The 12,998-nt window shown below is 64.5% G+C and carries 13 protein-coding genes and 2 tRNA genes; 11 read left to right on the top strand and 4 right to left on the bottom strand.

What is annotated here, in order from left to right; genetic code table 11:
• Window positions 1-207: 207 nt before the first annotated feature.
• From Rhe02_RS40300 to Rhe02_RS40280, 5 genes are all read left to right on the top strand, one after another.
• Complete coding sequence (locus Rhe02_RS40300; RefSeq protein WP_203913773.1) at window positions 208-567, top strand: helix-turn-helix transcriptional regulator; 360 nt, start codon at window positions 208-210, stop codon at window positions 565-567.
• 92 nt (window positions 568-659) lie between these two features.
• Window positions 660-1,244: a hypothetical protein gene (locus Rhe02_RS40295; protein WP_203913803.1), complete on the top strand. Its 585-nt coding sequence runs from the start codon at window positions 660-662 to the stop codon at window positions 1,242-1,244.
• Window positions 1,232-2,092 (top strand): hypothetical protein, encoded by an 861-nt coding sequence (locus Rhe02_RS50230; protein WP_239124362.1) that lies wholly within the window; start codon window positions 1,232-1,234, stop codon window positions 2,090-2,092. The genes Rhe02_RS40295 and Rhe02_RS50230 overlap by 13 nt, the downstream gene beginning before the upstream one ends.
• 862 nt (window positions 2,093-2,954) lie before the next feature.
• Complete coding sequence (locus tag Rhe02_RS40285) at window positions 2,955-3,656, top strand: site-specific integrase (RefSeq protein WP_203913772.1); 702 nt, start codon at window positions 2,955-2,957, stop codon at window positions 3,654-3,656.
• Complete coding sequence (locus tag Rhe02_RS40280) at window positions 3,653-4,381, top strand: site-specific integrase (RefSeq protein WP_308442054.1); 729 nt, start codon at window positions 3,653-3,655, stop codon at window positions 4,379-4,381. Before Rhe02_RS40285 ends, Rhe02_RS40280 begins: the two co-directional genes overlap by 4 nt.
• 100 nt (window positions 4,382-4,481) lie before the next feature.
• Here the strand turns inward: Rhe02_RS40280 and Rhe02_RS40275 are convergent.
• The 3 genes from Rhe02_RS40275 to Rhe02_RS40265 all read right to left on the bottom strand — a co-directional run bounded on the left by Rhe02_RS40275 (window position 4,482) and on the right by Rhe02_RS40265 (window position 5,545).
• Window positions 4,482-4,555 (bottom strand) — tRNA-Gly (locus Rhe02_RS40275).
• A 69-nt stretch (window positions 4,556-4,624) separates the two neighbouring features.
• Window positions 4,625-4,698, bottom strand: a tRNA-Pro gene (locus Rhe02_RS40270).
• Window positions 4,699-4,999: 301 nt separating this feature from the next.
• The gene (locus tag Rhe02_RS40265) at window positions 5,000-5,545 is read right to left on the bottom strand and encodes a hypothetical protein (RefSeq protein WP_203913770.1); all 546 of its coding nucleotides are present in this window, start codon (window positions 5,543-5,545) and stop codon (window positions 5,000-5,002) included.
• 256 nt (window positions 5,546-5,801) lie between these two features.
• Between Rhe02_RS40265 and tig the strand changes: the two genes are divergently transcribed.
• The 4 genes from tig to clpX all read left to right on the top strand — a co-directional run bounded on the left by tig (window position 5,802) and on the right by clpX (window position 10,109).
• A complete protein-coding gene (gene tig, locus Rhe02_RS40260) occupies window positions 5,802-7,169 on the top strand; it encodes a trigger factor (protein ID WP_203913769.1) in 1,368 nt (455 codons plus the stop codon).
• 139 nt (window positions 7,170-7,308) lie between these two features.
• Window positions 7,309-7,920, top strand: a complete 612-nt coding sequence (locus Rhe02_RS40255) for an ATP-dependent Clp protease proteolytic subunit (RefSeq protein WP_203913768.1) — start codon at window positions 7,309-7,311, stop codon at window positions 7,918-7,920.
• A gap of 50 nt (window positions 7,921-7,970) precedes the next feature.
• Window positions 7,971-8,603, top strand: a complete 633-nt coding sequence (locus tag Rhe02_RS40250; RefSeq protein ID WP_203913767.1) for an ATP-dependent Clp protease proteolytic subunit — start codon at window positions 7,971-7,973, stop codon at window positions 8,601-8,603.
• Between the two features lie 222 nt (window positions 8,604-8,825).
• The gene (clpX, locus tag Rhe02_RS40245; protein ID WP_203913766.1) at window positions 8,826-10,109 is read left to right on the top strand and encodes an ATP-dependent Clp protease ATP-binding subunit ClpX; all 1,284 of its coding nucleotides are present in this window, start codon (window positions 8,826-8,828) and stop codon (window positions 10,107-10,109) included.
• Between the two features lie 12 nt (window positions 10,110-10,121).
• Here the strand turns inward: clpX and Rhe02_RS40240 are convergent, their stop codons facing one another.
• Window positions 10,122-10,745, bottom strand: a complete 624-nt coding sequence (locus tag Rhe02_RS40240) for a helix-turn-helix domain-containing protein (RefSeq protein WP_203913765.1) — start codon at window positions 10,743-10,745, stop codon at window positions 10,122-10,124.
• A gap of 42 nt (window positions 10,746-10,787) precedes the next feature.
• Here Rhe02_RS40240 and Rhe02_RS40235 point away from each other — a divergent pair, with 42 nt between their 5' ends.
• Together Rhe02_RS40235 and Rhe02_RS40230 are read left to right on the top strand one after the other, a co-directional pair.
• On the top strand, window positions 10,788-11,636 hold the full coding sequence (locus Rhe02_RS40235; RefSeq protein ID WP_203913764.1) for an EamA family transporter: 849 nt from the start codon (window positions 10,788-10,790) through the stop codon (window positions 11,634-11,636).
• 52 nt (window positions 11,637-11,688) lie between these two features.
• On the top strand, window positions 11,689-12,876 hold the full coding sequence (locus Rhe02_RS40230; protein ID WP_203913763.1) for an MFS transporter: 1,188 nt from the start codon (window positions 11,689-11,691) through the stop codon (window positions 12,874-12,876).
• The last annotated feature ends 122 nt before the right edge of the window (window positions 12,877-12,998 follow it).

The raw sequence follows: 12,998 nt of genomic DNA, 5'->3' as shown, positions 1-12,998 counted from the left end.
TGATGTGGATGGTGCTTCTTACGGCACAGGTGCTGTTGGCACAGGTACCGTAGGAATCTGGGCGGTTCTGTTGCGATCCCGAATCATGAGGTGGTGCGGCGAACGTCTGGTCTCCAGAACCACCTCCGGCGTTCGCCGCTCACCACGGTCCTGACGTTGAGACGTGAAGGCACACCAACAGGAATGGGAGCGCGGGCGGTGACCACTATGCTCGGCCACATCAGCAGCATGTTCCGGCACCGCTGGGATCCCTACGTCATCACAGCCTTGGCCGGACAACCGCTCCGGTATCGGGCCCTGAGTGTGAACCTTCAAACCCAGGCGGGTGAGCACCTCGACGACAGCACGCTGACTCGCAGCCTGCGCCGTCTCATCCGCAGTGGGTTAGTCACCGCCGACAACCAGCGCCTAGGCGAGCGTGACATCAACCTTTACCGACTCACCAACCAAGGCCGTGAGCACCTGGCGGCGTACCGGTCGCTCTCGGCGACCTATGAACAACATGCCGCCGGACAGAACAGCGACCCGGCAAGAGGCATTCAGCCGCACCATCCACAATCCGCGTAAGCCGTCCGACCCAACAGGCCTTGGAACGGGGTGGCGCGATCAGGAGGCTTGAGGTACGAAGAACACTTTCGAAGCTCACGTTTGGGGGAAACATGAGGAACGCGCGTAATTGGGTATTCGCCCTGGTAGCCGCAACCGTCACGGCAAACGCCCTTGCTGGCTGCACCAGCACGCCGACGCCGCCGGACACCAACCCCGCCACAAGCGGATCGCCTTCGCCGGCTTCGGTGGCGACTGGCACACGGCCTTCGGCAAATACCCCGGAATCGGCTTCGCAGCAGGCCGTTGACGCCTACATCGCTCTGCAGAACGCCTTTTCGGCCGCCAGCAGGATGGGCGACCCGTCGTACCCGGACCTGGCAAAGTACGGGACCGGCGATGCGCTCGCGCTCTACACCGACGCATTGAACGCGTCGAAGGTCAAAGGGCTTCTGGGCCGTGGGCAGGCCATCTTCCACCCTAGGGTGACTGCGCTCTCGCCGCCTGTCGCACCGACCAAAGTGTCCATCGAGGACTGCATGGACACCAGCGCCACCTCGCAGTACAAAGCCAATGGCGATCCGTATCAGGACACGCCGGGCGGGCGTCGGCTGGTCTTCGCCGAGGTGGAGTTCCATGACGGCACATGGAAAGTGTTCTCACTGGCTGTCCGGGGCGTGGGATCATGTACCGGGTAGCCCATATTCTCATGGCCCTCGGCGCGGTTGGCGTGCTGGCTTTGGCCGTTGCGCCCGTCGCGCACGCCGATGATTGGGGTCAGGTCAACTGCTCCAAAGACCAGGCCGATTCCCGCTGCACCGTGGTGGTCGTCTACATCGGAGTCGGCAACGGCAACACCAGCGGCGGCGGCCGCCTGGAGTGCACCATTGGCGGTGTAGTCGTCGAGTGCAGCAACGGCTTCGGCTGGCTGGGCAGCGACGGATGCTACTACGGCAAAGACCCGCAAGGATTCCTGCCACCCAACGAATGGATCAAAACCTGTATCGACCCGGCCACTGACGTGGTCACCCGGTGGGGAGTCGTCTACCTTCCCCGCCCACCGGTTGCCCTGGACTCGGTGACGCAGCGGGCCGTGGCGGCGATGACCATCCCAAAGCCGGTCATCGCCGCCAGCCCTTCACTATCCGCACCGCAGATGGTCCATGTGCCCGTGTGGTGGTGGGCAGAACCGGGCTTCTGGCAATCCCAGACCGCAACGGCCACGGCCGGGAGCTTGTCCATCACCGCGCAGGCGACACCGCGATCCATCACGTGGCATGCGGGCGATGGCACCACGACGGTCTGCATTGGGCCGGGCACCCCGTGGACCGCAGGAACCGAGCCGAATACGCCGTCGCCAGACTGCGGACACACCTATACAGCTACCTCAAAACTTAGCCCCGGCGGTACCTTCACCCTTCAGGCCGTCGCGACGTGGGACATCACGTGGACTGGCGGAGGCATGAGCGGAGTCCTGCCCCCGATCACCACCACTACCACGATCGACATCACCGTCACCGAGCTTCGGGCTGTCATCACCGGCTAAAGAGCCGCCGGCCCGCAAGACGGAAGGCCCGCCGTGCGCCATAGCGGGCTTGCCCGAATAAAGCGAGGCCCGCCAAGCAACTGCTTGGCGGGCCTTTTCGCATGCCAATCTAACAAAGGAGAAGCGATGAACGCGCTAGGAACGACCATCCACTATGGACGTCGCTGCAGCGATCGATACCCAATGCAAACGATTGCGCCGCAGAACGTTGGCAACGTTCCGGCCTGTCCCGGACAAATTGGCGACACTATTTCATCAAATGATCTCCATAATCCCAGGTCAGAGCCTATTCAATGAGCTTGACATTCGGTAGGGATGGAGAGACGTTCCTGACGTCGCACCTGATCAGCGACGCAATAGTCCGCAAAAAATCGCCGCCATTTATGGCTTTTCACGGATGACGCAACGTCCTGCACCGTTCGCACGCGAGTCGAAAGGAGTTCCCGTGTCTCGTTCCAGCATTCAGCCCAATGGGCACCAACTCTCAGGAGTCATATGCCGCAAGAAGACCCCATCCATACAGCAACGCATTCCGAAGGCCGGTCGTCTGGCAGCGGAGCGCCATCGTGGCCGCTCACCGCCGGCCGAAACGGTCTGTCGCCCCAGGAACTCGAAGAGCTGCCGGTCGCATTCCCCTTCGATCCAGTGGTGCCGAGGGCCTTTGGCATCAGCCGAAGTGCCGCCTACCGCGCCTTGGCGGCGGGAGAACTTCCCATCACTCCGCTGAGGCTGGGACGCCGCCTGATAGTGCGCCGAGCAGACCTACTCGCCGCGCTTTCGATCCCCGACAGCAAATAGCCCATTGGGGCGCTGGAACACCCGTGTCCGGTGCCCCTCACATTGATCACTCAAGGAGTTGTGTATGTACCGCAAGTTCGTTCTGCGAGGGCAAGTCATCGAAGGTGTCTTCCAGCGCTGCCACCAAAGCTGTCCCGCATCGGCCTGCAAGGCTGGCCACAAATGGGAGTACCGCATCGAATTGCCAGCTGTCGACGATGGCCGCAGGCAAGTCAAGAAGGGCGGCTTCGCCACCGGCAAGGCAGCTGCCGATGCTCGTGCGGAGATCCTGAACCGGCACCGCAAGGGCATGCAGCCCAAGAATCACAAACTCACCGTGGGCGAATGGCTCGTCAACTGGCTTCGAGTACAGGAGGAGGTTAGAGGTCTCGGCGACGGCACGATGATCGACTACCGCCGTCATGTCGAGAAGTACTGGATCCCTGCCATCGGCACCATCCGGCTTGGCGAGCTACGCCCCAGCGATGTGACCAATACCCTGGCCGAAATCAGAAATCGTCGCGAACGACTGCGCGAGCAAGCCCAAGCACAGAACCGGCAAGCGACGGTCGAGGCGGCAGCGCGGGACAAGACCCGAATCGAGAAAGGTCTGAAGAGACCGGTCAAGCCCAAGCTCGTCCGGGTGCCGAGACCCATCGGCCAGCCACCGCGCAACGCATTCATGCCACCCTTCGGGCGGCCCTCAGCGCCGCGGTCCGCGCTGAGGAGATCAGCCGCAACGTCGCGGCGCAAGCAGAGAAGCCGACGGTCCGTCGTAAGAAGGTGAAGCCATGGCAGCCTGAGCTGCTCGGCCAGTGGCTCGACTCTGTGAGCGACCATCGCCTTTATCCCGTGTTCCACCTGGGAGCATTCGCAGGCATGCGCCGCGGCGAACTCCTCGGCCTCACCTGGGATGACGTCGACCTCGAAGGGGAGCAGCTAACCGTCCGGTGGCAGATCACGATCGTGAGCTACGGGAAGGCCCGAAGGGCCGTCAAAGCCGGGGAAGCGCCCCAGTACCTCACGCCGCCCAAGACCAGAGACGGCGAGCAGCGGACAATCGACCTAGACCCCCAGACGGTGGAGGTGCTCCGGCTCCGGCGTAAGCAGCAGGCAGAGGAAGCGACAGCGTGGGGGAACAGCTACCAAAACGCCGACAACCTGGTCTTCACCAAAGAGAACGGCGAACCCTACGACCCCCACCGGGTGTATTCGAACTTCGTGGCCTCGGTGCGCCGGCTCGGACTCACGCCTAGGCCGCTGCACATGCTGCGCCACCTCGCGGCAAGCCTGCTCATCGCCGCCGGGGTAGATATCGCGATCGTGTCCAAGCGGCTTGGGCATTCCAAGATAGATCTCACCGTGGACACCTACGGGCACCTGATAGGCAAGGGCGGCCGTAACGCCGCGATCGCGGCGGCCAATATGGTGCCTCGCGGCACGGCTATCCCAGAGGAGGCGAAGAAAAAGAAGAAGAAAGGCAAGAAGAAGAAACCACCAAATAATGAGTAGTTTTCAAGATCCCTACCAACGCCCTACCAAATTGGCCAATAGAGCCAATGGCCATCGATTTTCTGATCCACCAAAACAGCCTGTGAGCTGCTGAAACTGTTGGAGCGGGCGACGGGAATCGAACCCGCGCAATCAGTTTGGAAGACTGAGACTCTACCATTGAGCTACGCCCGCGTTGCTCCTCTTGCGAGGTGCGTCCCTAGCGTAGCGGGTCGGTTGTTGACCTTGCACGTTAGGGCTCTGTCGGGGTAGCCGGATTTGAACCGACGGCCTTCCGCTCCCAAAGCGGACGCGCTACCAAACTGCGCCATACCCCGGATGCGTCACTGTGCAGTAACGCGCCTGGAGCAGTGTACACATCGCCCTGCGGAGTCCCGCCAACGAGATATCGAGCCGTTCGTGAGGTTCTTACGGGTTTGCGTCCGGTGGGCTGCACGATCGGATTAGGGTTGGGCAGGGACGGGGAGAAGGACGCCATCGACGTCAAGGACCCCCGGTGGGGCTTTGTCCGATCAGACGGATGGGGCTCCACCGGGCTGTCCGGAAGGCGCAAAGCCGGAAGGCGCAAAGCCGGAAGGCGCAAAAGGTGGCACGCGCGGAAGAAATGCGCGGAAGAGGTCAGGGCTGTTCGAGGTAGCTGTGCGCGGCGTTGTCCGGGGTCAGCAGCTCGGGCCTGATCTTGCGGTCTAGCCAGATGGCGCCGATGACGGACAGCAGGCCGAGCACGATGGAGGCCAGCCAGGCCATGGTGCGGGTGCGGTCGCTGGCTGGGGCGGCGATCAGGTCGAGGTCGGTCGCGCAGGTGAGGGCGGGCGTGTCGGCGGTGAGGTAGATGCAGGCGGTGGCGGCCAGATCCGGTGCGGCGGTGGGGGTTTGGGCGACGCCGGCGAGGGTGTAGGTGCGGGTCGAGCCGGGGGCGAGGGTGTTTTTCCAGGCGACCGCGTTGGACACGATGGTGGCCTCGTCGGCTTGCAGGTTGGTGACCGAGGAGAGGGTGACCCGGACCGTGATCGGGGTGTCGGTGTCGGTCGGGTTGTGGACGGTGATCTGGTAGCGCAGCGGCTGGCCGTCGACGACCGCCGAGGCGTCGTCGGCGATGGTGATGCCCATCAATGGCGTGGCGGTCTGAAGGTGGTCGGCGCCGGGCGCGGGAACCTTCATCATCGGGCCGCTGATATGGGCGAAAAGAGCAACAAGGATCATTGCGCCGGGTACCGGCATGCGCCACCTCCGGATAGGTAACTTATCCTAATTTGTCGGGTTCGTCGGCCGTGATGGTGGAACACGACTGAATTGGGTGTGACATCTGCCGGGTTTGACCGGCCCGATGCGGGTGGGCGATGGTGGATTCGCCTACACTCGACCGGGCTTGTTTTGCGCCCGAATCCGTCCGCAGTAGAAGATCTTCAAGGAGTACGCAGTGAAGAGCACCGTCGAGACTCTGAGCCCGACTCGTGTGCGGCTCGCCATCGAGGTGCCGTTCGCCGAGCTTGAGCCCAGTCTCAAGAAGGCGTACCGGGAGATCGCCAGCCAGGTCAACATCCCCGGATTCCGTCAGGGCAAGGTCCCGGCGCAGGTGATCGACCAGCGTGTCGGACGCGGAGCGGTGCTGCAGGAGGCCATCGAAGACGTCATCCCGGCGCAGATCTTCGCCGCCGTGCGTGAGCACGACGTGAAGCTGCTGGGCCGCCCGAGCGTGGACAACCTCGAGTTCGCCGACGGCCAGCCGCTGAAGTTCACCGCCGAGGTGGATGTTCGCCCGGAGCTCACGCTCCCGGAGCTGAGCAGCATCAAGGTCGAAGTGGATCCGCTGGCCGTGGGCGAGTCGGAGATCAACGAGCAGCTCGACGCGCTGCGGGAGAAGTTCGTGACGCTCAAGACCGTCGAGCGGGCCGCCGTGGAGGGCGACTTCGTGCAGCTTGACCTCAACGCGACGGTCGACGGCGCGGAGGTGGAGGGCGGCACGGCGACCAACCTGTCGCACCAGGTCGGCTCCGGTACCCTCCTCAAAGGTTTGGATGAAGCTGTAGTTGGCCTCAGCGCAGGCGAGACGGCCACCTTTGTCACCGCGCTGGTCGGCGGCGAGCACGCCGGCAGCGACGCGGACGTCCTGGTGACCGTGCGCACTGTCAAGGAGCGTGAGCTGCCCGCCCTCGACGACGACTTCGCTCAGCTGGCCAGCGAGTTCGACACGCTCGACGAGCTGCGCGGCGACCTGGAGGAGCGCATCACCCGGGTGAAGAAGGTGGAGCAGCTCTACGCCGCCCGTGACAAGGCCCTCGCTGAGCTGGTCGTGCGGGCCAGTGTCCCGGCGCCGGAGGGTGTGGTGGCCGACGAGGTGGCCCAGCGCAAGCAGGCCATGGTCGATCAGCTGGAGCGGATGGGCGCCAGCCTCGAGGAGTACTTGAGCGTCGAGGACAAGACCGAGGAGCAGATCGACTCGGATCTGGCTGAAGCCGCGGCCGAGGGCGTGAAGATCCAGCTGGTGCTGGACACCATCGCCGAGGCGGAAAACGTCGACGTCAGCGACGACGAGTTCGGTCACGAGATCGTCCACCGGGCCCAGCGGGCCGGAATGCAGCCCCAGCAGTACTACGACGAGCTGGTCAAGGCCGGTGCCGCCGCGGCGGTCTACGGCGATGTGCGCCGGGGCAAGGCGCTGGCGCTGGTGATGGAGCGGGTCATCATGACCGACACCAACGGCGAGGTGCTTTCGCTCGACGCGCTGCGCACGACCGAGGACCACAGCGGTCACGACCATGGTGATCACGAGGGCCACAACCACTGAGCCAGAACTAAAGGGACCCGCTATCGCGGGTCCCTTTACTCACTACATGCGCTGAGAGCGAACACGGCCAGAGCGGGGAAGCTGCGCTGTTGGCCAGCGGTTAGGGTCGGCATAGGAAGATTCTCAGAAGGGCTGCCACATGAGTGCTTTGCATGTTCCCGACGCACGGGGCTCCGATCCGATTGCCGGCGGCCTCGACGATTCTGTGTACAACCGGCTGTTGAAGGAGCGCATCGTCTTCCTCGGCAGTGACGTCAACACGCAGATCGCCAACAGAATTTGTGCTCAGCTGCTGCTGCTCGCCGCTGAGGACGACGAACGCGATATCAGCCTCTACATCAACTCGCCGGGTGGTTCCGTCTACGACGGCATGGCCATCTACGACACGATGCAGTTCATCAAGAACGACGTGGCCACCATCGCGCTGGGTATGGCGGCGTCGATGGGCCAGATGCTGCTGTGCGCGGGCGCGCGGGGCAAGCGTTACGCCCTGCCACACGCACGCATCATGATGCACCAGGCTTCCGGCGGCATCGGTGGAACCGCCGCCGACATTGCCATCCAGGCCGAGCAGATGATTTACACCAAGCGCCTGATGCAAGAGCTGATTGCCCTGCACACGGGCCAGACCGTGGAGCAGATCGAGGCCGACGGCGACCGCGACCGCTGGTTCACCGCGGAGCAGGCCAAGGAATACGGGTTCATCGACCACGTGATTACCGCCACCTCCCAGGTGCCGGTCGGGAACTGAAGGAGCGCACAATGATCCCCAACTTCTCGGAAATCACCGGTCGGCAGGCTATGGCCGAGGTGTCCAATCGCTACATCCTTCCGTCCTTTGTGGAGCGCACGTCCTACGGGATGAAGGAATCCAACCCGTACACCAAGCTGTTCGAAGAGCGCGTCATCTTCCTGGGTGTGCAGGTGGACGACGCGTCGGCCAACGACGTGATGGCCCAGCTGCTGGTGCTGGAGGCGCAGGACCCGGACCGCGACATCACCATCTACATCAACTCGCCCGGTGGTTCGTTCACCGCGATGACGGCCATCTACGACACGATGCAGTTCGTGCGCCCCGACGTGATGACGGTTTGCCTGGGCCAAGCGGCCAGCGCGGCGGCCGTGTTGCTGGCGGCGGGCACGAAGGGCAAGCGGCTGGCGCTGCCCAACTCGCGGATCATCATGCACCAGCCGGCCACCGAGGGCGGTTACGGTCAGGGTTCCGACATCGAGATCCAGGCGCGCGAGATCATGCGCATGCGTCACCAGCTTGAGGAAATGATTTCCAAGCACTCTGGCAAGGATCTTGCCCAGGTCAAGAAGGATATTGACCGTGACAAGATTCTGACTGCCGAAGAGGCGGTCGAGTACGGCGTCGTCGACACGGTGATGCAGTACCGCAAGAAGACCCCGGTGGGCGCAGGCGCCCGTTAGTTACGATTTGGCGGCACCGCCCGGAAAATTTCGGGCGGTGCCGCGGCGTCGTCGGGGGCTCGTGCCACAATCGGCGGGCGGCGGTGCGCCCACCCGGGTGAGCCGCTGGGGAGGGCGACCCGAGCGCGGCGGCATGTCGAGCCGACGGAAATCCCTCGATAACAGGTAACGTCAGGCTAAGAACAGGCTTGAAGGTCTTCGTCGAGCGCAGGGGAGTGGCGGGTGGCACGGATCGACGGCGGTGATCTGCTGAAATGCTCCTTCTGTGGCAAGTCGCAGCGCCAGGTCAAGAAGCTGATCGCCGGTCCCGGTGTCTACATCTGCGACGAATGCATCGACCTCTGCAACGAGATCATCGAAGAGGAGCTCTCGGGCGAGGAGCAGGTCCGCTGGGAAGAGCTGCCCAAGCCGGTGGAGATCTGCCAGTTCCTGGATTCCTATGTGGTGGGCCAGGACCAGGCCAAGAAGGCGCTCGCCGTCGCGGTCTACAACCACTACAAGCGGCTGCAGGCCGAGTCCTCGCACAGCCGATCGGGTGAAGCGGTCGAGGTTGCCAAGAGCAACATCCTGCTGATCGGGCCGACCGGCACCGGTAAGACCCACCTGGCGCAGACGCTGGCCCGCATGCTCAACGTCCCGTTCGCCATCGCCGACGCCACCGCCCTCACCGAGGCCGGCTATGTGGGCGAGGACGTGGAAAACATCCTGCTCAAGCTGATCCAGGCGGCCGACTGGGACATCAAGCGCGCCGAGACCGGCATCGTTTACATCGACGAGATCGACAAGATCGCGCGCAAATCCGACAGCCCATCGATCACCCGTGACGTGTCGGGCGAGGGGGTCCAGCAGGCGCTGCTGAAGATCCTCGAGGGCACCCGCGCCAACGTCCCGCCCCAGGGCGGCCGCAAGCATCCGCACCAGGATTTCGTCGAGATCGACACCACCAACATTCTCTTCATCTGCGGCGGTGCCTTCGCCGGGCTGGAGCAGATCGTCGAGCAGCGCACGGCCCGTTCCGGCCTGGGCTTTGGCGCCCATCTGCGCGCGGTGTCCGAGCGCAGCACCGATGAGGTGCTGGCCAAGGTCATGCCCGACGACATGCTCAAGTTCGGCATCATTCCGGAGTTCATCGGCCGCCTGCCCGTGATCACCACCGTGCGCAGCCTCGACCGCGACGCGCTCGTCAAGATCCTCACCGAGCCGCGCAACGCGCTGGTGAAGCAATATCAGCGCCTGTTCGAGCTCGACAATGTGGTGCTCGAGTTCGATGCCGGGGCGCTGGAAGCCGTCGCCGATCAAGCGATGCTGCGCAACACCGGCGCGCGTGGCCTGCGGGCCATCCTGGAAGAGGTCCTGCTGTCGGTGATGTACGAGATCCCCAGCGACCCCAACGCGGAGAAGGTGCAGATCACCCGCGAGACGGTGCTGGAGAAGGTCTACCCGACCATCGTGTCGCGCCGCGAGATATCCGGGCGGCGGGCCCGCCACCACCGCGACTCCGCCTAGGCGGCCGTGGGTTTAGCGCTGCTTCGGCGGCCGGCGGTCGAACTCGCCCGGCGGCATGGTGACCACCATGACCACGCGGGCCGGTGAGTCGGTCTGGTTGCGGTAGACGTGCACCCGGTCGCCCCGAAAGTCGAGGGTCTGCCCGGCAAGAACGGGGTGATCCACGCCGTCGACGGTCACGACGATCTCACCGACTAGAACATGGGCCATTTCGCGGGTACCAGGCTGATGATCTTCTGATTCATAACGCTCATGCGGCGCGAAGCGCCAATCCCACAGCTCGACGAAGCTGGGCTCGTTGAGACCGCGCAGCAGGCGCCCAGTGCCGCCGCGGCCGCCACGCCACAGCACCGGCGCGTCGGCCATGTCGGAGAGGTGCACGCTGCGATCGGCAGCCGGTTGCAGCAGCCGGGCGACGGTCACCCCGAAGGCGTCGGCGATGCGGGCCAGCGTTCCCACGCTGGGGTTGGTGCGTGCGGCCTCGATCTGGACCAGCATGCCTTTACTGACGCTCGACCGGCCGGACAGCTCGTCCAGCGACCAGCCCCGTCCCTGACGAAGCGCCCGCACGTGCAGGGCCACTGCGGCGGTGATCTCCTCGACCGAGCCCGGTCGGTCGGTCGTGGTGTCGGTCAACACACTGTCCTTTGTGGTCAATATTGTGATACGACTTAGCTTATGTGGCCCATTCTGCTCGCAGGAACCTCCGCCTTGATATGGGGCACCGCCGATTTCTGTGGCGGCCGGGCAGTTCAGCTGGGCTCGGGAGGTCGCGGACAGGCGCTATCTGTAACTGTTTTTTCTCAGGTGTGCGCAATACCCATGATCGCACTTTTTCTGCTTGTCGTGCCGGGAAAGCTCAGCGTGTCGGCTCTGCTGTGGGGCGCCATCGCCGGTGTGGCCGGTCTGACCGGAATCGTGCTGCTCTACCAGGGGCTGTCCACCGGGGCGATGGCCGTTGTCGCACCTACGACAGCGGTCACCTCCGCGGTGATTCCGATCGGCGGTGGTCTGCTGTTGGGTGAGCGGCCCGGTGCCGTCCCGCTCATCGGCGCGCTCTGCGCGGTGGTGGCCATCGGGCTGGTCAGCAGAGGGCCTTCCTCGGGGCCGAGCCGGGTGAGCCCGAGGGTGCTCGGCCTCGCGTTGACCGCAGGCGTGATGTTTGGGCTGTTCTTCCTGCTTTTAGCCCGTGCCGGTGATGATGCCGGAATGTGGCCGCTCGCGGCCGCCCGCGTCGTCGCGCTGCCGATCGGCCTGGCCCTGCTGCGCCCGATGGGCGGCAGTCTGCGACTATCGCGGCGCATCATCCCGCTCGCCGCCATCGCCGGTGTGCTCGACCTGTCGGCCAACGGGCTTTATCTTCTCGCGGTGTACGAGGGTCAGATCAGCATTTTGGCTCCGATCGCGTCGCTATACCCGGCAAGCACTGTGCTGTTGGCTCTGCTGATACACAAGGAAAAGCTAGTGCCGCTGCAGATCGTCGGGCTCGGTCTGGCCGGCGCCGCTCTAGTGCTTGCGGCGTCATGAAAATGCCCCATTGGGTGGGCGTGAGAGCGTTCTCCGGCATAGGGTCGCCTTCGTGATCACCCCCGAGCTGACCCGCGCCCGTTGGGCCGTGGCCGCCATCTTCGCCGTCCACGGAATGTCCAGCGGTAGTTTCGCCGCCCGCATCCCCTGGGTCGCCGACCATCTGCGCCTGGAAGCAGGGCAGCTCGGGCTGGTGCTGCTGATGCCGGCCATCGGAGCATTGGTGTCGATGCCGTTCGCCGGGCGGCTGGTCAACAGGTTCGGCGGAAAGACTGTGACCCGCGTCTTCATCGCGGCATGGACGGTCGCGGTGATGCTCGTTCCCTTGGCGCCCAACCGTTGGCTGCTGATGGCGATCCTGCTGCTGGCCGGAGCGGCTGCGGGCACCTCGGATATGGCGATGAACGCCGAAGGTGTCGCGGTCGAGAAGGGCCTGGGCCGCTCAATCATGTCCAGCCTGCACGGCATGTGGAGTGTCGGCGGTCTCATCGGTGGCGGAATCGGCGCGGCCGCCGCCTACCTCGGCGTGGGAGCACCGGCAAACCTTGCAGCAGTTGGCTTCCTGCTGCTGATCGCGGGGTTCTTCGCGGGCCGGTATCTGTTGGTCACCGAGCCGGGTTCCGAACAGGACTCGGCTCCGCGCTTCTCCCTTCCGCGTGGCCCGGTTCTGATCATTGGCCTGGTCGGGCTGTGTGCCGTCTTCGCCGAAATCGCCGCCGCAGACTGGTCCGCTGTCTATATGAGGCGGGTACTGGGCACAGGCGAAGGAACAGCCGCGGTGGCCTACGCCACATTCGCCCTGGCCATGTCCGCCTCACGCCTGAGCGGTGACTACGTCGTGGCACGTATCGGCGCAGTGCGGACGGTGCGCTTCGCCGGACTGGCCGGCGTGATCGGCGGGATCCTGGTCGCCACCTCCTGGTCGGGGCTATTGGTGACTTTGGGGTTCGGCTTGATCGGGGTGGGAGTCGCAGTCGTCGTCCCGCTCGCGTTCAGCGCGGCCGGCCATGCCGATGCCCATCCAGCCAACGCGATCGCCGGGGTGGCGACGGTCTCCTACGGCGCGGGCCTAGCCGCGCCTGGAGTTATTGGCGGTGTAGCGCATCTGACCTCATTGCCGGTGTCGTTCGCGCTGGTCACGGGCCTGATCCTGATCGTTGTGCTGAGTGCTTCTCGCCTGCGCGGGGCAGAGGTGGCTCACGCTCCGGTGCCCACGCCAAGTCCAATGGGGACAATGTGACGGGCGACAACCCACCCCGATTTGCGGACCAGAACTCGGTGGCGTAGAGTTCTCCGAGTGCCCGCGGGGAAGACGCCCCGGACACGAAGCCCCCGAAGAGGCCCATGAAAATGGGATCTGAC

This window comes from Rhizocola hellebori (assembly GCF_016862955.1).
Lineage (GTDB): Bacteria > Actinomycetota > Actinomycetes > Mycobacteriales > Micromonosporaceae > Rhizocola > Rhizocola hellebori.
Note: the sequence above shows the minus strand (reverse complement) of the source record. Positions and strands in the feature narration are given on the sequence as shown.

Bases quoted from the DNA above. Each gene is read 5' to 3' on its own strand.
- Rhe02_RS50230 (WP_239124362.1), top strand. From the start codon at position 1,232: ATGTACCGGGTAGCCCATATTCTCATGGCCCTCGGCGCGGTTGGCGTG.
- Rhe02_RS40255 (WP_203913768.1), top strand. From the start codon at position 7,309: ATGAGTGCTTTGCATGTTCCCGACGCACGGGGCTCCGATCCGATTGCC.
- Rhe02_RS40295 (WP_203913803.1), top strand. From the start codon at position 660: ATGAGGAACGCGCGTAATTGGGTATTCGCCCTGGTAGCCGCAACCGTC.
- Rhe02_RS40265 (WP_203913770.1), bottom strand. From the start codon at position 5,545: ATGATGAAGGTTCCCGCGCCCGGCGCCGACCACCTTCAGACCGCCACG.
- Rhe02_RS40300 (WP_203913773.1), top strand. From the start codon at position 208: ATGCTCGGCCACATCAGCAGCATGTTCCGGCACCGCTGGGATCCCTAC.
- Rhe02_RS40285 (WP_203913772.1), top strand. From the start codon at position 2,955: ATGTACCGCAAGTTCGTTCTGCGAGGGCAAGTCATCGAAGGTGTCTTC.
- Rhe02_RS40235 (WP_203913764.1), top strand. From the start codon at position 10,788: ATGTGGCCCATTCTGCTCGCAGGAACCTCCGCCTTGATATGGGGCACC.
- Rhe02_RS40250 (WP_203913767.1), top strand. From the start codon at position 7,971: ATGGCCGAGGTGTCCAATCGCTACATCCTTCCGTCCTTTGTGGAGCGC.